This is a genomic window from Butyribacter sp. (assembly GCF_056818865.1).
In genome coordinates this window covers 15,891-37,720 of sequence record NZ_DBLYGC010000028.1, presented here as the reverse complement: position 1 = coordinate 37,720, position 21,830 = coordinate 15,891, and the positions used below count along the sequence as shown (strand labels likewise).

The following is a 21,830-nucleotide window of genomic DNA, read 5'->3' as shown; positions in this document are numbered from 1 at the left end:
GGAAAGAACTTGTAGCTTTTACAAGAAGTTTGTTCAATGCGACATTTAAAACAAACCCATATCTTGAAAGAGCGATAATGACAGGAATAACCCGTGTCTCAAAAGAAAGTATTTTTTCTGACCTTAATAATCTTGTAGTAGTTACAACAACATCAAATCAATATGAGACAGCATTTGGTTTTACGGAAGAAGAAGTGTTTAATGCGCTTGATGAACAGGGACTTTCTGAAAAAAAGCAGGAGGTTAAATCATGGTATGATGGATTTACATTCGGTGACAGCAGGGACATATATAATCCATGGTCAATAATAAACTATCTTAAATATAAGAAATTTACAACATACTGGGCAGATTCAAGTTCAAATGGACTTATAAATAATCTTATCCAAAAGGGAAGTCCGTATATAAAAACCATGCTGGAGACGCTTATCAGAGGAGAGAAAATAAATGTTATAATAGATGAGCAGATAGTATTTTCAGAACTTGATTATTCGGAGGATGCAGTTTGGAGTCTTATGCTTGCAAGTGGTTATCTTAAAGTAATATCATCAGAGGAGTTGAATCTGATAAGAGAAAGTGAAAATGAATATGAACTTGCCATTACAAACCGTGAGATATTATTCATGTTTAGAAAAATGATACTCAGATGGTTTACACCGGCAAAGCGGGAAACAAATGAATTTATAAAAGCTCTTATAAATGGTGATGTTGAAAGCATGAATGCATACATGAACAAAGTGACATTGAAGACAATAAGCTATTTTGACAGTGGAAACAGTCCGTCTGACGAAGAACCGGAGAGATTTTTTCATGGTTTAGTTCTTGGTCTTATGGTGGATCAGACAGAAAACTATATCATAACATCAAACAGGGAAAGTGGTTATGGACGTTATGACATAATGTTAGAGCCGATAGATAAATCAAATGAAAATCTGCCATGTATCGTAATCGAATTTAAGGTAATAAATCCTAAAAAAGAAAAAACACTTGAGGAGACGGTAGAAGCAGCACTAAATCAGATAGAAGATAAAGGATATGATGCAGAGCTTGTAAAAAGAGGCGTAAAAAAAGAAAACATTCATCATTATGGTTTTGCATTTAAGGGAAAGAAGGTGTTGATTGGATAAGTTTGCTTTACATTATTTAAATTAAATGTATGAATATAAAAAAAATGGGTACTCTACTTTTAAGATAACTAATAAATAAATTGTTGCTGTTCACACTTTGGGTGCGGCAGGCAGCAAATAAATTTCTTAAAATATGTGGAGGAACTATTTTGGAAAAGCAGATAGGAAAGCAGAGTGTAAGGTTTGAAAATCCTCCTTATATTATGTCATCGGCAGCGATTGTCGGGCAGAAAGAGGGAGAGGGACCTTACGGGAAATTCTTTGATGAAATATTAAATGATGATAAGGCAGGCTGTGAGTGCTGGGAGGAAGCGGAAGGAAAACTTCAGGAAATGGCGGCAAATAAAGCGTTATCTAAATCAGGTCTTGAAAAAAAGGATATACGTTATATTGTTGCGGGAGACCTTTTGGGACAGCTGATGGCATCGTCTTTTGGCCTTATGAAACTTGAGATACCGATGTTTGGAATTTACGGTGCATGCTCTACAATGGGTGAATCAATTTCAATTGCATCAATGCTTGTTGACGGAGGATATGCTGACAATATTCTTGCGATTACATCAAGTCATTTTGCAAGTGCCGAAAAGCAGTTCAGATTTCCTTTAGGGTACGGAAGTCAGCGAAAGATGGCATCTACATGGACTGTTACGGGAAGTGGTGCTGTTATAATTTCATCAGAAAAGATGGCACAAAAAGCAAATATGTCTGATAAAAACAAAGTTCATATTACCGGTATTACAACCGGAAAAATAGTGGATTTTGGTGTGAAGGACAGCATGAACATGGGGGCATGCATGGCACCGGCAGCAGGAAATGTGATAGTACAGAATCTTATAGATAATGGGAGAAAGCCGGAGTGGTACGATAAGATAATTACCGGAGACCTTGGACTTGTAGGGAAGGATATACTGCTGGATATAACGAGAAGTAAAGGGTATGATATAGCCGATAGATATATGGATTGCGGTATAGAGATATATTCAAGAGAGCAGGAAATACAGGCAGGCGGAAGCGGATGCGGATGCAGTGCGTCAATGCTTGCGGGATATATTGTAAAAATGCTTGAAAAGGGAACATGGCAGCGGGTTCTTTTTGTTCCGACAGGTGCATTGTTGTCGCCTGTCAGTTTCAATGAGGGCGACAGTGTACCGGGGATTGCTCATGCAGTTGTGTTTGAGTGCTCGGGTGAAAGTCAGTAATAAGTGTTCTGGAGGTCAAAATAAGATGAATTATGTATTAGCATTTGTTGTCGGTGGTCTTATATGTGTTGCTGTTCAGCTTCTTATGGATAATACAAAACTTCTTCCGGGAAGAATTATGGTAATACTCGTATGTCTTGGAGCAGTGCTTGGAGCAGTTGGAATTTATGAACCGTTTACAAAATGGGCAGGGGCAGGAGCGACAGTTCCGCTGCTTGGATTTGGCAACACTCTTTGGAAAGGTATGAAAGAAGCGATAGATAAAGAAGGATTTATCGGATTGTTTAAGGGTGGTTTTACAGCCTGTTCAGTCGGAGTGTCGGCGGCACTCATATTTGGGTATATAGCTTCACTTATATTTAAGCCGAAAATGAAATGATTATATAGCGAATGGGATTTTTATAAAAAACTCACAATAATTTTTATATTATTTATAAAGTTATTGTGAGTTTTATAGCTTTTTATACTGAATAATAGTATAATATATCAGTAGAGACAAATTATTATTAAAATGTAAAAGGGGAATAAAATGTATTCAAAAGGACACGGCGGAAATATTTACAATGAGGCAGTCAAGTATGACTTTTCAGTAAATACAAATCCATTGGGGATGCCGGAAGATGTAAAAGAAAAGTTAAAAGAAAATTTGGGGAATATATGTCAGGTTTATCCTGAAGAAACATGTTATGAGCTTAGAAAATCTATTTCATTAAAGGAAAATATTAGTGAGCATCAGATAATGTGCGGAAATGGGGCGTCTGAGCTTATCTATGGACTGGTACGTGCCATAAGACCCAGAAAAGCACTTGTCGTTGTACCCAGTTTTTCAGAGTATATAAGGGCACTCAGAGCAAATGATTCTGAGATTGTATATTATCAGCTTGCGCCCGAAAGGGATTTTATTGTGGCAGAGGATATAATGTCTTATCTCACGCCGGAACTTGACATGGTATTTTTGTGCAATCCAAACAATCCGACAGGAAAGCTTATTGAGCCTGATTTAATGCTTGATATTATTACATATTGCAGGATGAACAGGATATATGTGGTTATAGACGAATGCTTTATGGATTTTGTAAAAGACTATGAAAAGCATACCAGAAAAGGGCTTATACCATACAATCCATATGTTGTAATATTAAATGCACTTACAAAAATATTTGCATTTCCGGGAATAAGAATCGGATATGCCATGACAAGTGATGTAGATCTTATACACGCCGTGAATGTACAGCTTCCGTCGTGGAATGTATCTGCGGTAGCACAGCTTGCCGGAAAAGAGGTAGTTCATCATGAAGGTTATGTTGAGGAGTCAAGAAAGTATGTATTCAGGGAGAGAGAATACATGTATGATGAGATGAAAAAGATGGGGTTCAAAGTATATGAGCCCTCGGCAAATTTTATCTTTTTCCAGTCAGATATTCCGTTATATCAAGAACTTCTTGACAGACATATTCTTATCAGAAACTGTGACAATTTTGATGGCATAATGCATGGGTATTGTCGTGTTGCCATAAAGAAACATGATGAAAATGAGATATTACTTAAAGAAATGAAAGATATTATTCAAAATGACAGTGAAACGCTAAAATATCCGGCTGTTATTTCTTGATTTTATGCGAGTTTTTTGTATATGTTTATTAGCATTTTTTCGTTGATTATATTATGATTAAGTGTATCTTTTCTGTATATCTGAAAATTTCGTAATAACGAACAGGAGCATGTCATACAAATTTATGGCATGCTCCTGAATTATTGGTTAATTATTCGATTTTAGGTTTGTTTTTTAAACCGATGAATAATTAACAGAGATTTTTGACATCCGGAGATAACTTTTTATATTAGTTAGTCTCATCTGATGTGCTGTTTCCTGACATAGCCTGTTCCTGCTTTTTAATCATCTGGCGGACCATTTCACCACCTACAGAACCTGCCTGTGCGGATGTTAAGTTACCGTTATAACCGTTTTTTAATGGAACACCAAGTTCGTTGGCAACCTCCATCTTAAATTTGTCCATGCTTTCTTTTGCCTGTGGAACTTCCATTCTTGAACTCTGATTACTATTTGACATATCTTTTTCCTCCTTTTATAGATGTCCGAGAGATTTGATTTCCTGTAAATAAAATATTCATTGTAAAAATGAATTTTAATTTTTATATACAGCAATTGATATCTTTCGGGTGTCAGATAAGATTTATTTCTTATCTTGATAGTAGTATGTCCTGCAAAAATAAAAATATGTTGGTAGATTTTGGTCAAAAGGTTGTTTTTTTCTCAAAATGTGTTAATATATATGTATCTAACTATTTTTGTATATAAATACAAAATAAAAAAAATGGAGGAACGATTACGATGAAACATATTCAGACAATCAATAAGGCAAACTTAAGTGCAACAGCAAAAAAAGGCGGATGTGGTAAATGTCAGGCATCTTGTCAGTCAGCTTGTAAGACTTCATGTACAGTAGGAAATCAGAAATGTGCAAATGAGGACAACAAATAATTTGTCTTATAATTAAAAACAGATAATGATGGCTGTTACGGAGTTTCGTAGCAGCCATTCACTTGTCTGAAATTTAGAGATTATTGGTAAAATGCTATTTGTTTCAGAGCAAAAACAAATAGTTTTCTGGCAGATGTAGATTGAGATGTACATTGCCTTTTCGCAACAGATTGCTCGGAAATGAGGACTATAATGATTCATAAGTTTAAAGCGAAAGATGTAAATATTTTATTGGATATAAATAGTGGCGGAGTACATGTGATCGATGATATTACGTATGATATGCTTGATTATGTGAAGCCGCCGTTTGATGCAGAATGTCCTAAAGAGGTTAAGGACAAACTTTTAGAAAAATATTCTGCAGAAGACATAGATGAAACATATAAAGAGATTGTAGAACTTTACAATGAAAAACTTCTTTTTTCAGATGATGTTTATGGTGATTTTGCAGATACAAAGGTTGAGTCACCTATAAAGGCAATGTGTCTCCATATAGCACATGATTGTAATCTTCGTTGTAAATACTGTTTTGCATCGACAGGAGATTTCGGAACGGGAAGAAAGCTTATGCCGCTTAGTGTAGGAAAGCAGGCCATAGATTTCCTTTTGGAAAAATCAGTAGGAAGAGAAAATCTTGAGCTTGATTTCTTTGGCGGAGAACCTCTCATGAACTGGGACGTTGTAAAAGAAATCGTAGAATATGCAAGAAGCAAGGAAGAGGAATACGGCAAAAAGTTCCGTTTTACAATCACCACAAACGGTATGCTTCTTGATGATGAAAAGATTGATTTCATAAATAAAGAAATGTCAAACGTCGTTCTTTCAATTGACGGAAGAAAAGAAGTGAATGACAGAATGAGAGTAAAAGTTGACGGAACAGGATGTTATGACCGCATAGTAAAGAATTACAAAAAACTTGTTGAGAAGCGTGGAGACAAGGAATATTATGTGCGTGGAACATATACAAACTATAATCTTGACTTTGCGGAAGATGTAATTCACCTTTATGAGCAGGGATTTGATCAGGTTTCAGTTGAGCCTGTTATGGAAGATGAGAGTGTCGAATATGCTATTACAGAAAAAGATCTCGATAAGATTTATGCTGAGTATGACAAACTTGTCGACAAGATTTCAGATATTAAGAAAAATGGCGGATTTATAAACTTTTTCCACTTTATGATAGATCTTGACCAGGGACCTTGTGTAATAAAGAGACTTCGTGGATGCGGCAGCGGAAATGAATATGTAGCAATCACACCTGATGGAGACATTTATCCATGTCACCAGTTTGTAGGGCACGAAGAATACAAGATGGGAAATCTTGAAGAAGGCACATTTAATGAGGATATAAAGAAAGAATTTGCGGGATGTCATGTATATTCCAAACCTACATGCCGTGACTGCTGGGCGAAGTTTTATTGCAGCGGCGGATGTAATGCCAACAATTATATCTACAATGGAGACATTCACAATGCATATGAACTTTCATGTAAGATAATGAAAAAACGACTTGAATGTGCGATTTTAATGAAAGTCTGTGAACAGCTTGAAAAATAGGAATTGACCGAGCTGAAAGCGAGGGATGCTTCTTGACTGAAAGTCAAGAAGATAAAAACTGATTTTTAACTTTACAAGAAAAAAAGATTGTGTTATAGTATCAATTGAAATGCAGTGACAAGGAATAGTAACTGTCGAACGGAATGCAGAAAGCTGTTGGTTGATGTGAAACAGTAGAAGTGAAGCAGGGAACTCACCTTTGAGCAGCCGGTTGAACCGATGAAAGAAAAGAGCAGAACATGCTTTAGTTTTTTATCAAAGTAGATTAGGACGGAGACCCACCGTTACGAGGGAAGGGTATTGATTTTTTGATGTACCTGGTGAGAGCATGATTTTTCATGAATAAGAGTGGTACCGCGTGAGTATAATTATTGATATATTCTCGTCTCTATATAGATATGTAGAGACGAGTTTTTTACTTTATGGAAATATTAAACAAAAATAACTCCGGCACACAAAATTAATCAAAATTTTAAGGTTAAAATAGAGAAAGTGAGGAAACAAAATGAAGGGATTTGAAAAGTATCAGAAAAGTTATTTTATGCCACCTGTTGAGTGTTACGACTGGGTGAAAAAGGATTCTATTGAAAAGGCACCAATATGGTGCAGCGTTGATCTTCGTGATGGAAATCAGGCACTTATTGAGCCGATGAGTCTTGAGCAGAAAGTTGAATTTTTTAAGATGCTTGTAAAAATCGGATTTAAGGAAATTGAAGTAGGTTTTCCGGCTGCATCTGAGACAGAGTATAAGTTCCTTAGAACACTTATTGAGAGAAAACTTATTCCTGATGATGTTACGGTTCAGGTTCTTACTCAGGCAAGAGAACACATTATAAAGAAAACATTTGAAGCCATTGACGGTGCTCCTAACGCAATTGTTCATGTATACAATTCTACATCTGTCGCACAGAGAGAGCAGGTGTTTAAAAAATCAAAAGAGCAGATTAAACAGATAGCCGTTGACGGAGCAAAACTTCTTAAAGAACTTGCAAAGGATGTAAAAGGAAATATTCGATTTGAATACAGTCCTGAAAGTTTCCATGGAACAGAAATGGATTATGCGGTTGAAGTTTGTAATGCTGTTTTGGATGTATGGCAGCCAAAAGCTGATGCAAAGGCTATAATAAATATACCTACTACAGTAGAAAACGCAATGCCGCATGTATTTGCAAGCCAGGCAGAATATGTAAGCAAAAATCTTAAATACAGAGAAAATGTTGTATTGTCACTTCATCCTCACAATGACCGTGGAACAGGTGTTGCGACTGCTGAGCTTGGTGTACTTGCAGGTGCAGATCGTATTGAAGGTACACTTTTTGGAAATGGTGAGAGAACAGGAAATATGGATATTGTGACAATGGCAATGAATCTTCATTCTCATGGAGTTGATTCAAAACTTGATTTCAGCAATATGCAGGAAATAAAAGATACATATGAGAGACTTACACAGATGGAGGTTTCAATGCGTCAGCCATATGCCGGAGAACTTGTATTTACAGCATTTTCAGGCTCACATCAGGATGCTATATCAAAAGGAATGGCTTGCCGTGAGGAAGGAAAAGAGGAATACTGGACAGTTCCTTATCTTCCAATTGACCCTAAGGATGTAGGAAGAACTTACGATTCAGATGTAATTCGTATAAACAGCCAGTCAGGAAAAGGTGGAGTTGCATATGTTCTTAAACAGAACTTCGGACTTATGATTCCTGATAAGATGCGTGAGGAAGTAGGATATCTTATGAAGGGTGTGTCAGACCATGCTCATGCAGAGCTTAGTCCTAATGATATGCTTGAGATATTCCGCAAGAATTATAAAAATATTGATAAGAAATTTGATATTCCTGAGTGTCATTTCGTACAGGTTGCAGAGGGAATAAAGGCAGAAGTTACAATTGAAGAAAATAGTCAGAAACAGGTTGTAGAAGCACTTGGTAATGGTCGTTTGAATGCTGTAAGTAAGGCAATTCGCAAGCATTACGACATTGTTTATCATCTTGCAGAATATGAAGAGCATTCGCTTTCAAAAAATTCAAATGCACAGGCAATGTCTTATGTGGGAATAACTGATGAAAATGATAATCTTACATGGGGTGTCGGAACAGATGAAGATATTATCAAGGCATCAATACATGCACTTGTTAATGCAGTAAATAAAAAGTTCTTTCAGAAGTAGACATTGGAACATAAAATAAATAATTATTTAAATTTAAAATAAATTACAAAATTTTAATACAAATTGTAAAGCCGATAAGTAACTGTTAAGCGGATTATAGAAAATTGTAAGATATAAAATTATAACCTGTTTAACTTGTCACCTATCGGCTTTTTATAAAAATATTTTTTTAAATAAGTACATCGTAAGTGTATTACTTATATTATATATTTAGATACTTAAGTATAAAATCTGGGATATTTTCCTCGTCCGTGTCAAGAACATATGAAAATTCCTGATACACTTTTTTCTCGGCTTCTTTTAATATTTTTGAGTCTGTTGCCGAAAATTTCTTACCGTTAGCTTCAACTTCATTTTTTCTGATATGCAGTTTTGCTATAAGTGCAACTATCTCTTTGGTGTCACCGTTGTAAATAATGTGCATAAAAGCATCTTTTCTGAGTGTTGAGTTTTCAATCCATTCTATGTCCGTGATTGATACAGATTTGATAAGTTCGATTATCTCTTCTTTGGTAGGCATTTTTTGAAGTAATATTTTATCACTGTCTACAGGGACAAAAAGAGTTGATTTGATTTTTGCATACAGAGGATGCATCACATAATATGTGCGTTTTTTTGAACCGTCAAATCGTTCAGAGCGTACATCATCGATTTCACATACTCCCTCAGTAGGATGAAGTACAACATTTCCTGTTTCAAACATAATAATCCTCCAATTTTTCTGTACTGTGTCAAATAAATAGAATTGAAATCACAGTACAAATTTCAATTCTAAAACAACGGGAATATTCGGTTGTTTATGTAATGTATACTTATATTTTAACAGAAACAACAAAATTTTGTAAGTTTTTTTTGATTTATATACATCAAAATAGTATTATAAAATGCAATAATATATGTTGACACTCATTTGGTGGCTAACATATAATAGAAGTTAAGGTTAGCCTGTATTATACGGATGAAACCTATCTGGTAATTATTAAAGAGAAAATTTAGATGAAAAAAGAAAGCTGAAAATCATATTATTATTGATTTAGGAATTCTGCGATATTATCAATTTTAAGGAGGAATTATTAAAATGAATTTTGGTTACTTCGATGAAGAAAACAGAGAATATGTCATTACAAAGCCAAATACACCGGCACCATGGTGTAACTATCTTGGTTCACCTGAGTACGGAGCTATTATTTCAAACAATGCAGGTGGATACAGCTTTGTAAAGAGTGGAGCAAACGGACGTATCCTTCGTTATCATTTCAATAGTGATGATACACCGGGACGTTATATTTATCTTAGAGATGATGAGAACGGTGATTATTGGTCAGCATCATGGCAGCCTGTCGGAAAAGACCTTAACGAATATAAGAGTGAGGTTCATCATGGAACAGCTTACACAAAGATGTTTGCAGAATATGCCGGTATCAAATCAGAGGCTATGTATTATGTACCGCTCAATAAGGTATATGAAGTATGGTGTGTAAAGGTTACAAACAATTCAGACAAGCCTAGAAAGATTTCAGTTTTCGGATATGCTGAGCTTTCAAATGATGATAATTATAATCAGGATCAGGTAAATCTTCAGTATACATTATGTACTACAAACACAAGTTTCAGAAAAAATAAAATTTATCAGCAGATAAATCTTAACTGGTACAAGGGTCCGGATGGAAGCAACGGAAAAGAAAGATTTTTTGGACTTGCCGGACAGCCTGTTACATCTTACAACGGTGACAAGGAAGCATTTATAGGTCTTTATCATGACTATGGCAATCCTGTTGCAGTAGAGAGAGGTGAGTGTGACGGAGTATGCAATTACAATGAAAACAGTTGTGGTGCGTTACATACAGCATTAGAGATAGCACCAGGCGAGACAAAAGAGCTTGCATTTATATTAGGAAGACATAAAGAGTCTGTTGCAGATGAAATTATTGCTTCATATGAAGATGTATCGGTATGTGATAAAGAAATTGATGAATTAAAGAAATATTGGCATTCAAAACTTGAGAACTTCAAGGTTAATACACCAAGCAAAGCATTTAACAGCATGGTAAATACATGGAATGCATATCAGTGTTTCCTTACATTTACATGGTCAAGAGCAGCATCTTTTGTATACTGCGGAGAGCGTAACGGATATGGATATCGTGATACTGTTCAGGATATTCAGGGTGTTATTCATACAGACCCTGAAGCAGCTCTTGAAAAAATCAGATTTATGCTTTCGGCACAGGTTGATAATGGCGGCGGACTTCCGCTTGTTCGTTTTGACCATGACGAGCGTGCAGGTCATGAGGGAACACCGGATGACCCTGATTATGTAAGAGAGACGGGACATCCAGCATATCGTGCAGATGATGCACTATGGCTTTTCCCTACAGTTTACAAATATGTATCTGAGACAGGAAATCTTGCATTCATGGATGAGGAAATCACATGGTCAAATATCGAGGAAAAAGCAAGTGTTTATGAGCACTTAAAGAGAGCTATCGACTTCTCTATGAATCACCTTGGACCACATGGACTTCCGGCAGGACTTCATGCAGACTGGAATGACTGCTTGAGACTTGGAAAGAACGGAGAGTCATCATTCGTTGCTATGCAGCTTTATTATGCATTCACAATTATGCGTAAGTTTGCTGAAAAGAAGAATGATACAGAATATATTGCTTATCTTGACAAGACACAGAAAGAAATCGGAGAAAAGATTAACAAACTTTGGTGGGAAGGTGACCGTTTCAACCGTGGATTTAAGGAGACTGGAGAACTTATCGGTTCTAAGAAAGACCCTGAAGCAAGTATGTGGTTAAATCCTCAGACATGGTCTGTTATTTCAGGTCTTGCAACAAGAGAGCAGGCTGACAAGGCTATGGCATCTGTAGACAGAGAACTTAACACAGCATACGGTGCAAAGATTATGGCTCCTTCATATGTTGACCATTACTTTGATGGTGCACTTGCAGGACTTTTCCCTCCTTCAACAAAAGAAAATGGTGGTATTTTCTCTCAGACACAGGGATGGCTTATACTTGCAGAGGCACTTTTAGGAAATGGTAACGAAGCATTCAAATATTTTGAGGAAAGCTCACCATCATCACAGAATGATCAGGCAGAGATTCGTAAACTTGAGCCATATGTACACGGACAGTATACAGAAGGTGATGAAAGCCCATTCCACGGACGTTCACACGTTCATTGGCTTACAGGTACAGCATCTACATGTATGGTAGGATGCGTTGAGGGTATCTGCGGAATGCGCCCTGACCTTGACGGACTTCGTGTAGCTCCAACAGTTCCTTCAGACTGGAAAGAATTCTCATTTGAGAAAAACTTCCGTGGAAAGAAAGTTATCATTAAAGTTGAAAATCCAAACGGTGCACAGAATGGATTTAAAGAGTTCTACATCAATGGTGAAAAGCAGGATGACAACTACATCCCGGCTGACAAACTCACAGATGTAACAGAAGTTAAGATGGTAATGTAATCATAAAATACGACAGCTTTTCATTTTGACCGAATGTCAGAAAAAAGGCTGAAGTGAAGTTGACTTAACTTTTAATATGTGATATAGTAAGTCTCGTTTTGGATTGATAATAAAATTCAAAACGAGACTTTAAGTATAAAAAATTATAAAAGACAGTTCATTAGTACCATCCTGTCTATAAATAAAACTAGGGCTGTATTTATTAGGTATTATTTATATTTTGATAAAAAACTAACTGATTGAATAAACGCTAATCAGTCATAAGATATAATATCATTAAAGACAGACGGTTTTATGTCTGTCTTTTTATTGTTTAAATCAAAAAAAGTATATTTTGCAACAGGAGGAAAAATGTATTATCTTACAGTAGAAAACAGTTTTGATTCGGCACATTTTTTACACGGCTATGAAGGAAAATGTTCAAATTTACATGGTCATCGTTGGAGAGTAGTAGTTGATGTTGCCTGCGAAAACCTTATTTCGGAGGGGCAGCAGAGAGGAATGTGCGTTGATTTTGGTGATTTAAAGAAAGATGTAAAAGAGATTACGGACTTTTATGACCATGCTTTTATCGTTGAGGAGGGAACTCTCAAGGAAAAAACAATTGAGGCACTTAACGAAGAAAATTTCAGGATGATTTTTGTAAAATTCCGTCCGACAGCAGAAAATTTTTCTAAGTTCTTTTTTGAAGAGGTAAAAAAGAAGGGATATAACGTAAGCAAGGTTTGTGTGTATGAGACACCAAATAATTGTGCCACTTATTCAGAATGAAAATAAAGAATACAAAAACATGAAAGGGGAGCAAAGTGAGTTTTAAAGTTGTTGAGATTTTTGAGAGCATAAACGGTGAGGGTATGAGAGCCGGTGAACTTGCTGTATTTGTGCGTATGAAAGGCTGCAATCTCTCATGCAATTATTGTGATACAATGTGGGCAAATGAGGCAGATTGTGAATTTGAAGAGATGACGGCAGACCGGATTGTTGAAAGAGTAAAAAAATCCGGCATAAAAAATGTTACGCTTACCGGTGGTGAACCGCTTTTGCAAAAGGATGCAGATAAACTTCTTAAATTATTCTCAGATGAGAAGGATATAAGAGTGGAAATTGAGACGAACGGAAGTGTAAATTTAAGTCCGTTTCTTAAATATGAAAATACAAGTTTTACAATGGATTATAAACTTCCTGAGAGTGACATGGAAAAATACATGGATTTGGAAAATTTTAAAATTCTTAGAAAAAAGGATACATTAAAATTTGTAGCTTCTTCAGTGAATGATTTAAAAAAAGCAAAGGATATTATTGAAAAATATGACCTTATTGACAGAGTAAATATAATATTCAGTCCTGTTTTCGGGAAGATAGAACTTACGGATATAGTTGATTTTTTGAAGGACAATAAACTTAATGATGTAAGGATGCAGCTTCAGATGCATAAATTTATATGGGCTCCCGATGAAAGAGGTGTTTAAAGACTGAAAAAATATATGCAGTTTTTTTAGTTATAAGTTCGTGCTATGACCAAACTTGAAATGTGCGAAAGGCGTGCACAGGAAGGAGAAAACATGATAGATACAGAGGCAATTAGGGAGCATATCAGGGGAATTCTTGTGGCTCTCGGTGATGACCCTGACAGAGAGGGATTAAAGGAAACTCCTGACAGAGTGGCAAGAATGTATGAAGAAGTTTTTGAGGGGATGAATTACACAAATCATGAAATTGCCCAGATGTTTAACAAAACATTTAATGAAGGTGCGGGTAGTGCAGAGAACAGTGACGATATGGTAATAGTAAGAGACATAGATATATTCAGTTATTGTGAACACCATCTTGCACTTATGTACGATATGAAAGTTACAGTTGCATATCTGCCGAAAGGAAAAGTTATAGGGCTCAGCAAAATTGCAAGAATTGCTGATATGGTTGGAAAGAGATTACAGCTTCAGGAAAGAATTGGTTCAGATATAGCTGAGATTTTAAAAGAAATATTAGAGACTGATGATGTCGCAGTTATAATAGAAGGAACGCATAGCTGCATGACAGCAAGAGGAATAAAGAAAAATCAGGCAACAACAAAGACATACAACTTAAGCGGAAGATTTAAGGATGATGTATGCCTTAATATGAGATTACAATAAAAAATTATACAGAGAATGGAGAATTAGAATGAAAGCGTTAGTATTATTCAGCGGCGGTGTTGATTCAACAACCTGTCTTGGTATGGCAATTGACAAATATGGCAAGGATAATGTTATTGCATTGTCAATTTCATACGGACAGAAGCACACAAAGGAAATTGAAGCATCGGACAAGATAGTAAAATATTATGGGGTAGAGCATATCTATCTTGACCTTGAGAAAATATTTGAGTATAGTAATTGTTCTCTTTTATCACATTCTGATGTTGATATACCGAAAGAGTCATACGCTGAACAGATTGAAAAGACAGACGGAAAACCTGTATCAACATATGTTCCTTTTAGAAACGGATTATTTTTGTCAACTGCCGCAAGCATTGCATTGTCAAAAGATTGTGGAGTGATTTATTACGGAGCACATGCTGATGATGCTGCAGGAAATGCATATCCTGACTGTTCGGAGAGTTTTAATAATGCGATAAATGACGCTATTTATATAGGAAGCGGAAATCAGCTTAAAGTTGAAGCACCTTTTGTAAAAATGACAAAGGCAGAAGTTGTAAAGATTGGACTTGAGCTTAATGTACCATATAAATATACATGGAGCTGCTATGAAGGCGGAGAAAAGCCATGTGGAGTATGCGGAACATGCATAGACAGGGCTGAGGCATTCAGTCTTAACGGAGTAAAAGACCCGGCATTAGAAGATTAAAATAATAAGATAACGGAGGATTTAGAATGAGTACAAGAGAACAGGAAGAAAGTATAACACTTTTAGGAAATCAGGGAACAAAATATCCGGACGATTATGCACCGGAAGTTTTAGAGTCATTTGAAAATAAACATCCGGGAAATGATTATTATGTCAAATTTAATTGTTCAGAGTTTACCAGCCTCTGTCCTATAACAGGACAGCCGGACTTTGCAAAAATAAAGATTGCATATATACCTGACAAGAGAATGGTGGAGAGCAAATCACTTAAACTTTATCTGTTTAGTTTTAGAAATCATGGTGATTTTCATGAAGACTGCATGAATATTATAATGAAAGATCTTATTAAACTTATGCAGCCAAAATATATTGAAGTGATGGGAGAGTTTACACCGCGTGGCGGAATAGCCATAGACCCTTACTGTAATTATGGAATGCCGGGAACAAAGTGGGAAAAGCTTGCCGAGGACAGATTATTTAACCACGATATGAATGCCGGCAGCAGAATTTAACTACCGACGGAACTGTTTTTGTGTGGTTGTACTGTTACGCTAATAAAATTATTTTCATAATAAAATTATTTTCACGAAAATACTTCACAAATTGTAAAAAAAGGAGTATAATATTTATTGCTTGTGAGAAATAGAATGTCTTATAAGCAATAAAACGGTGTGTGGCTCAGCTTGGTAGAGCGTTGCGTTCGGGACGCAAAGGTCGCAGGTTCAAATCCTGTCACACCGATTATATTATAAAATTTTATTGCTTGAAAACAGAAGAACGTTATAAAAATCCCTGATATCTTAAGATTTTGGTAGAGGGATTTTTTTTGCGAAAGAATAAAGATAAAGCTTAACGAAATATTGTCGGCAGCTATATTACAGATAATGCTTTGTGCAATTTTAAAAATATATTATGCGTTTTAAGAAATAAAAACTGGAGAAATAAAAATGGCAGAGAACATAAAATTATATCAGGCAGCGGAAAATGAAATAGAAGAAATAACAAAATTGTATGAGCAGGCAAAAGGCTCAGAGTATTGTACATGGGATGAACATTATCCGAATATTGAGATAACAAGGCAAGACTTAAAAAGAAATGATTTGTTTTGTATGAAAACGGAAACAGGGGAGATAGTCGGAGCAATCTCAATAGATGATGACAAGGAAGTAGAAGGTCTTTCGTGCTGGAGTGACAAACTAAAACCATCGGTAGAAATAGCAAGACTTGTCGTGAAAAAGGAATGGCAGAATAAAAAGATAGCAGCGGCAATGCTTGAAGAAGTGCTAAAAGTGATAGCTGACAGAGGAATAAAAGGTGCTCATTATCTTGTAGATAAAAAGCACAAAAAGGCACTTTCAGCCTATAAAAAATTAAATTTTGAAAGAGTAGGGGAAAGTACATTATATGACGGAAACTGGTGGTGCTATGAGCGTAAAGTATTCGAAAAAACTTATTGATAAATTTTTATCACAGTGTTATACTATTCAAGGTTCTGAAACGAAAGGTTCGTCCTGACGTAAAGGCATGAAAAGTAAATTTTAAAGTGAAATCAGCAGTTATATCTAAGTATATTTTATGTTAAAAGGTAATTACAACCGAAAATAAAGAGATATTGATTGCTGTATTTATGGTGCATATAAATTTAAGGTCATGTCTTATCCGGACATGACTTTTTTAAATTTACCTAAAATTAAATTTATAAGTAAAACTATTATGTTAAGGAAGTGTGGTATAAATTATGGAAACCAGAATAGCGATACTTGGTATAATCATTGAAAATATGGATAGTGTTTCAGATGTAAATGAACTTTTACATGAGTATAACAAGTATATCATCGGAAGAATGGGAATGCCTTATAGAGAGAAGAATGTGTCTGTAATAAGTATTGTTATGGATGCACCAAATAACATAATAAGTACCGTTTCAGGAAAGCTTGGAATGCTTAGCGGTGTCAGTGCAAAAGCTGTCTATTCAAAAAAATAAAGTTGGAAAAGGAGATACAATATGAGTTACAATCCAAAATCGATGCATGCAGAAGAATTTATAGATGATACTGAGATATTAGAATGTATAGAATATGCAAAGAAAAATAAGAGCAATAAAGAAGTTGTAAATGCAATTCTTGAGAAGGCAAAACTTGCAAAAGGAATTTCTCATAAAGAAGCTGCAGTTCTTATGGAGTGTGATATTCCTGAGTGCAACGATGAGATGAGAAAAATCGCAATTGACATAAAAGAAAAGTTTTATGGCAGAAGAATAGTAATGTTTGCACCTCTTTACCTTTCAAACTATTGTGTCAATGGATGTGTATATTGTCCATACCATGCGAAGAACAAGCATATTGCAAGAAAAAAACTTACACAGGAAGAAATAAAAAAAGAAGTTATCGCATTGCAGGATATGGGACACAAGCGTCTTGCACTTGAGGCCGGAGAAGACCCTGTTAATAATCCTCTTGAGTATATTCTTGAGAGTATAAAGACTATTTACAGTATTAAACATAAGAATGGAGCCATCCGCCGGGTAAATGTAAATATTGCGGCTACAACAGTTGAGGATTATGCAAAGCTTAAAGAAGCAGGAATCGGAACATATATTTTGTTTCAGGAAACATATAATAAGAAATCATATGAAGAACTTCATCCGACAGGACCAAAACATAATTATGCATATCATACAGAAGCAATGGATAGAGCGATGGAAGGTGGAATTGATGATGTAGGTCTCGGAGTATTGTTTGGACTTGAGACATATCTTTATGAACTTGTTGGAATTATTATGCATGCAGAACACCTTGAAGCTGTACACGGTGTAGGACCGCATACTATAAGTGTTCCAAGAATCTGCCCTGCCGATGATATTGATACGGCAGATTTCTCAAATGCTGTTCCAGATGAAATTTTTGAAAAAATTGTTGCTGTAATCAGAATAGCAGTTCCTTATACAGGAATGATTGTATCTACAAGAGAATCACAAAAGACTAGAGAAAAAGTGCTTCATCTCGGTATTTCACAGATAAGCGGCGGTTCACGTACAAGCGTAGGAGGATATGTTGAACCTGTCAGAGATGAGACAACAACACAGTTTGATGTAAGCGATACACGTTCATTGGATGAGGTTGTAAATTGGCTTATTGGTCTTGGATATATTCCAAGTTTCTGTACGGCATGTTATAGAGCCGGAAGAACGGGTGACAGATTTATGTCACTTTTAAAGAGTGGTCAGATTGTAAACTGTTGTCAGCCAAATGCACTTATGACACTTAAAGAATACCTTGAGGATTATGCATCAGAAGATACGAAGAAAAAGGGCGAGGCACTTATCGCAGAAGAAATACTTAAAGTTCCAAATGAGAATGTAAGAAACAAAGCTATGGAATATTTGAAAGAGTTACATGACGGAAAAAGGGATTTCAGATTTTAGTACAACGAGAATTAAATATTTGATATATTGACAAAAAATTTAATTATTCATTGTATTAGTAATATGATTTTTTGAACATAAATTTAAAATTAAACAGAAATTCAAAATAAAAATAAGAGGTGTGGCAATTGTCACATCTCTTATTTTTAAAGGAAACACATTGAAAATAAAAACAAAAAACAAAATATGTAAAACTCAAATGAGTAATAAGCAATTTAATATTTAATTCTCATCGAAAAGTGATGCAAGTTTCTCAATTGATGTTGTAATATCAGCAACAGCCTTTTCAATATCACTGTAAATTGTAGCTGACTGAGAAGAAAGATCTCCCATGCTCTTAGCAACAACAGCAAAACCTACACCTGCCTCTCCGCTTCTTGCTGCCTCAATTGAAGCATTGAGAGAAAGCATTTTCTGTTTGTTGGCAATAGAATTAAGCGAGCGTGTATTTGTATTAATTTTCTGAATGATAGCATTAGCATTCTTTATTTCTTCGCTTAAGATACCAAGTTTTCCACCATTTGTATTTTTAAGGTATTCAGCAGTGACAATCTGATTTACGACCTTACCAAGGAGTTCAGCAGATGAACGAATCTGTTCTTCTGTTCTTATAGGAACTTTGCGGAGTGCTCTGATATAAGCATCAGGGTCGACTCCAAGTTCAACAGCTTTTTTTCTAAATTCTTCTTCATCCGGCTCAGAAGGAAGAACCTGTCCTCCAATAACAGAACCTACTTTTTTATCACCAATCATAATGTCAATGGAAAAGTCCATAAGACCTGAGTGGCAGAAATATGTACCGGTATTGTCTGTATCACATTTTTTACATCTTTTACCTCCAAGTTCTGAACCGCGAGTATATTTCATACAAAATTCAGTAAAATTGCTCCCCTCAGTAATGTACTCTCCCTTATCATCGACTGCTATAGCTGCAAGACCTGTAGCATTAGAAAAACTATCCTGAATCTGCTGCAGCTTATTTAAGTCCATAAAATCTCTTATGTTCATAACATCCTCCAATCCTTATCCAATACATATCTTATTGAATAAATGTAGATATAAAATTTCACTTAAAAAAATATACTCATTTTGTATATATTATACAACAATAGGAACATAAAATCAATTAAAAATGTGTTATTTGTTTAACACCAAAAATGAAATTTTACAGTTCACCTCAAACTTGCTTAAAACATGGGTTTATGCTATACTCGATACATTGTAAATAAAATTTTTCATTTATAATTTATATAAGGAAAGGATGGCAGCGTAGGCTGTTATAGACATCTGAAACAGATGTCAGGTGATAATATGGTAAAAGAAACAGATGTTGTCGTAGTAGGAACGGGAGCAGCAGGCCTGTTTTGTGCACTCCATTTTCCGGAGAATACAAATGTACTTGTCATTACAAAAGATGAGGCAGACAAAAGTGACTCATTTCTTGCACAGGGCGGTATGTGTATGTTAAGGGATGAAGATGATTTTGATGGGTTCTTTGAAGATACTATGAAGGCAGGTCATTATGAGAATAATAAAGATTCTGTTGAGGTGATGATTCGTTCATCCAGAAAGATTGCGAAAGAGCTTATCGACTATGGTGTTGATTTTGAGCATGATGGAGAGGAACTTGCATTTACCAGAGAGGGAGGACATGGAAGACCAAGGATTCTTTACCATGAGGATATAACGGGAAAAGAGATTACAAGCACTTTATTGGAAAATGCTTTAAAGCGAAATAACATTACTATACAGGAACATGTGAAAATGCTTGATATAGTATGTGATGAAAAATTAAATGAATGTTACGGTTTAGTGGTAAAAAATGAAGATGGCAGCATTGGCATAATAAAATCAAAATATACTGTATTTGCCTGTGGAGGTCTCGGCGGTCTTTATAAGCATTCAACTAATTTCAGACATATAACGGGTGATGCGCTTGCTATAGCACTAAAGCATGACATTGAAATGGAGCATATTGATTATATACAGATTCATCCGACTACTTTATATTCTGAAAAGCCGGGAAGAAGATTTTTAATTTCAGAATCAGTAAGAGGAGAGGGCGCTATTCTCCTTGACAAGAATAAAAAACGCTTCTGTGATGAATTAAGACCAAGAGATATTGTTACAGCCGATATACACAGACAGATGGAAAAGGACGGCAAGCCGTTTGTATGGCTTTCAATGGAGAGAATACCAGAGAAAACCATCAGAAGTCATTTCCCCAATATTATGAAACAGTGTCTTGAAGAGGGATATGACCCGACAAAAGAATGTATACCGGTAGTTCCTGCACAGCATTATTTTATGGGAGGAATAAAGGTTAATCTTTCAAGCAAGACAAGTATGGAAAGACTTTATGCTGTCGGTGAGACATCATGCAATGGAGTTCATGGAAAGAACAGACTTGCAAGTAATTCACTTCTCGAATCAATGGTTTTTGCAGAGAGAGCAGCGGATGAGATAAAAGAGAAGATGAAGAAAGATACAGAGGAACAGTTTGAGGTAAAAGCACAGACACACATTTTAGATTTGGATGTCAGTGTATATGATGATGACGAAAAGATAGCAGCAGAGTATAAAGAGCTTGTTTTAAATGAGATAGAAAAGGAGAAAAGCAGACATGAATGATCCTATTACATTAAAAATAAATGCAGATAAATATATTATGATGGCACTTGAAGAAGATATTACAAGTGAGGACATCTCAACAAATTCAGTTATGCCTGAGTACCAGAAAGGACAGGTACAGCTTATCTGTAAGCAGGATGGTATAATAGCAGGTCTTGGAGTATTTAAGAGAGTATTTGAACTTCTTGACGATACAGTAGAGTTTGAAATGAATGTAAAAGATGGTGATGAAGTCAAAAAAGGACAGCTTATGGCTGTTGTCACAGGTGACATACGAGCACTTCTTTCAGGAGAGAGAACAGCACTCAACTACCTTCAGAGAATGAGTGGTATAGCCACATATACAAACAGCATAGTAAAACTGCTTGAAGGAAGCAGGACAACACTTCTTGATACAAGAAAGACAACACCGAATATGAGATTGTTTGAAAAATATGCTGTAAAGGTCGGCGGTGCAACTAATCACAGATACAATCTTTCAGATGCGGTTATGTTAAAGGATAATCATATCGGGGCAGCAGGCGGTATCACAGAAGCAGTTAAGAGAGCAAGAGCCTATGTGTCATTTGTAAATAAAATTGAAGTTGAGGTAGAAAATATCGAGATGGCAAGAGAAGCTGCCGAGGCGGGAGCAGACATTATCATGCTTGACAATATGACACCTGAGCAGATGAAAGAAGCAATAAAAGTTATAGATGGCAGAGCACTTACAGAGTGTTCCGGAAATGTCACAAAAGAAAATATAAAAAATATAATTGATGTCGGAGTTGATTATGTATCAAGTGGAGCACTCACGCATTCAGCACCGATTATGGATATATCACTTAAAAACCTTCATGCGATTTAATTTATTTGTATGATAACTTGTTTGCGGGATATAATGTTTTA

General features: G+C 35.7%; 20 protein-coding genes, 1 tRNA gene, 1 pseudogene and 1 other annotated feature. Of the genes and pseudogenes, 19 read left to right on the top strand and 3 right to left on the bottom strand.

Going from position 1 to position 21,830, the window contains the following annotated elements; genetic code table 11:
- The 4 genes from ACZLXV_RS11840 to ACZLXV_RS11825 form a co-directional block, all read left to right on the top strand.
- Positions 1-1,127 (top strand): PD-(D/E)XK nuclease domain-containing protein (locus ACZLXV_RS11840; protein WP_482383557.1); only part of this gene is annotated, 1,127 nt, incomplete at its 5' end.
- 149 nt (positions 1,128-1,276) lie between these two features.
- Positions 1,277-2,326, top strand: coding sequence for a stage V sporulation protein AD (locus ACZLXV_RS11835; protein ID WP_367335846.1), 1,050 nt, complete (start codon positions 1,277-1,279; stop codon positions 2,324-2,326).
- Positions 2,327-2,351: 25 nt separating this feature from the next.
- A complete protein-coding gene (gene spoVAE, locus ACZLXV_RS11830; protein WP_022223501.1) occupies positions 2,352-2,705 on the top strand; it encodes a stage V sporulation protein AE in 354 nt (117 codons plus the stop codon).
- Positions 2,706-2,855: 150 nt separating this feature from the next.
- On the top strand, positions 2,856-3,938 hold the full coding sequence (locus ACZLXV_RS11825) for a pyridoxal phosphate-dependent aminotransferase (RefSeq protein WP_482383556.1): 1,083 nt from the start codon (positions 2,856-2,858) through the stop codon (positions 3,936-3,938).
- A 229-nt stretch (positions 3,939-4,167) separates the two neighbouring features.
- On the opposite strand, the gene ACZLXV_RS11820 is transcribed toward ACZLXV_RS11825, so the two are convergent.
- Positions 4,168-4,398 carry an alpha/beta-type small acid-soluble spore protein gene (locus ACZLXV_RS11820; protein ID WP_022223503.1) on the bottom strand — a complete coding sequence of 77 codons (231 nt, stop codon included), beginning with the start codon at positions 4,396-4,398 and terminating at the stop codon, positions 4,168-4,170.
- 281 nt (positions 4,399-4,679) lie between these two features.
- Here ACZLXV_RS11820 and scfA point away from each other — a divergent pair, with 281 nt between their 5' ends.
- From scfA to ACZLXV_RS11805, 3 genes and pseudogenes are all read left to right on the top strand, one after another.
- On the top strand, positions 4,680-4,829 hold the full coding sequence (scfA, locus tag ACZLXV_RS11815; protein WP_022223504.1) for a six-cysteine ranthipeptide SCIFF: 150 nt from the start codon (positions 4,680-4,682) through the stop codon (positions 4,827-4,829).
- Positions 4,830-5,021: 192 nt separating this feature from the next.
- Entirely contained in the window at positions 5,022-6,386 is a 1,365-nt protein-coding gene (gene scfB / locus ACZLXV_RS11810; protein ID WP_022223505.1) for a thioether cross-link-forming SCIFF peptide maturase, read from the top strand.
- A 105-nt stretch (positions 6,387-6,491) separates the two neighbouring features.
- Positions 6,492-6,779, top strand: a binding site (T-box leader).
- Between the two features lie 112 nt (positions 6,780-6,891).
- A pseudogene (locus tag ACZLXV_RS11805) lies at positions 6,892-8,541 on the top strand (2-isopropylmalate synthase); the annotation flags it as partial.
- Positions 8,542-8,761: 220 nt separating this feature from the next.
- Here the strand turns inward: ACZLXV_RS11805 and ACZLXV_RS11800 are convergent.
- Entirely contained in the window at positions 8,762-9,262 is a 501-nt protein-coding gene (locus ACZLXV_RS11800; RefSeq protein ID WP_482383555.1) for a CarD family transcriptional regulator, read from the bottom strand.
- A gap of 375 nt (positions 9,263-9,637) precedes the next feature.
- Between ACZLXV_RS11800 and ACZLXV_RS11795 the strand changes: the two genes are divergently transcribed.
- The 10 genes from ACZLXV_RS11795 to hydG all read left to right on the top strand — a co-directional run bounded on the left by ACZLXV_RS11795 (position 9,638) and on the right by hydG (position 18,311).
- Complete coding sequence (locus tag ACZLXV_RS11795) at positions 9,638-12,040, top strand: glycoside hydrolase family 94 protein (protein ID WP_482383554.1); 2,403 nt, start codon at positions 9,638-9,640, stop codon at positions 12,038-12,040.
- A gap of 351 nt (positions 12,041-12,391) precedes the next feature.
- Positions 12,392-12,811 carry a 6-carboxytetrahydropterin synthase QueD gene (gene queD / locus ACZLXV_RS11790; RefSeq protein WP_482383553.1) on the top strand — a complete coding sequence of 140 codons (420 nt, stop codon included), beginning with the start codon at positions 12,392-12,394 and terminating at the stop codon, positions 12,809-12,811.
- Positions 12,812-12,846: 35 nt separating this feature from the next.
- Positions 12,847-13,509 carry a putative 7-carboxy-7-deazaguanine synthase QueE gene (gene queE / locus ACZLXV_RS11785; RefSeq protein ID WP_022223510.1) on the top strand — a complete coding sequence of 221 codons (663 nt, stop codon included), beginning with the start codon at positions 12,847-12,849 and terminating at the stop codon, positions 13,507-13,509.
- Positions 13,510-13,602: 93 nt separating this feature from the next.
- Entirely contained in the window at positions 13,603-14,175 is a 573-nt protein-coding gene (folE, locus tag ACZLXV_RS11780) for a GTP cyclohydrolase I FolE (protein ID WP_482383552.1), read from the top strand.
- A gap of 28 nt (positions 14,176-14,203) precedes the next feature.
- Positions 14,204-14,887, top strand: coding sequence for a 7-cyano-7-deazaguanine synthase QueC (gene queC, locus ACZLXV_RS11775; protein WP_022223512.1), 684 nt, complete (start codon positions 14,204-14,206; stop codon positions 14,885-14,887).
- A gap of 26 nt (positions 14,888-14,913) precedes the next feature.
- Positions 14,914-15,399, top strand: coding sequence for a preQ(1) synthase (queF, locus tag ACZLXV_RS11770; RefSeq protein ID WP_022013075.1), 486 nt, complete (start codon positions 14,914-14,916; stop codon positions 15,397-15,399).
- 155 nt (positions 15,400-15,554) lie between these two features.
- Positions 15,555-15,628 (top strand) — tRNA-Pro (locus ACZLXV_RS11765).
- 206 nt (positions 15,629-15,834) lie between these two features.
- Positions 15,835-16,344: a GNAT family N-acetyltransferase gene (locus ACZLXV_RS11760; protein ID WP_022223513.1), complete on the top strand. Its 510-nt coding sequence runs from the start codon at positions 15,835-15,837 to the stop codon at positions 16,342-16,344.
- Between the two features lie 281 nt (positions 16,345-16,625).
- Positions 16,626-16,871: a TM1266 family iron-only hydrogenase system putative regulator gene (locus ACZLXV_RS11755; protein ID WP_022223514.1), complete on the top strand. Its 246-nt coding sequence runs from the start codon at positions 16,626-16,628 to the stop codon at positions 16,869-16,871.
- A 21-nt stretch (positions 16,872-16,892) separates the two neighbouring features.
- The gene (gene hydG, locus ACZLXV_RS11750; RefSeq protein ID WP_022223515.1) at positions 16,893-18,311 is read left to right on the top strand and encodes a [FeFe] hydrogenase H-cluster radical SAM maturase HydG; all 1,419 of its coding nucleotides are present in this window, start codon (positions 16,893-16,895) and stop codon (positions 18,309-18,311) included.
- A gap of 222 nt (positions 18,312-18,533) precedes the next feature.
- On the opposite strand, the gene ACZLXV_RS11745 is transcribed toward hydG, so the two are convergent.
- A complete protein-coding gene (locus ACZLXV_RS11745) occupies positions 18,534-19,319 on the bottom strand; it encodes a PocR ligand-binding domain-containing protein (protein WP_482383551.1) in 786 nt (261 codons plus the stop codon).
- A 303-nt stretch (positions 19,320-19,622) separates the two neighbouring features.
- Between ACZLXV_RS11745 and ACZLXV_RS11740 the strand changes: the two genes are divergently transcribed.
- Both ACZLXV_RS11740 and nadC read left to right on the top strand, forming a co-directional pair.
- Positions 19,623-20,942, top strand: a complete 1,320-nt coding sequence (locus tag ACZLXV_RS11740) for an L-aspartate oxidase (protein WP_022223517.1) — start codon at positions 19,623-19,625, stop codon at positions 20,940-20,942.
- Positions 20,935-21,789, top strand: a complete 855-nt coding sequence (gene nadC, locus ACZLXV_RS11735; protein ID WP_022223518.1) for a carboxylating nicotinate-nucleotide diphosphorylase — start codon at positions 20,935-20,937, stop codon at positions 21,787-21,789. Before ACZLXV_RS11740 ends, nadC begins: the two co-directional genes overlap by 8 nt.
- The last annotated feature ends 41 nt before the right edge of the window (positions 21,790-21,830 follow it).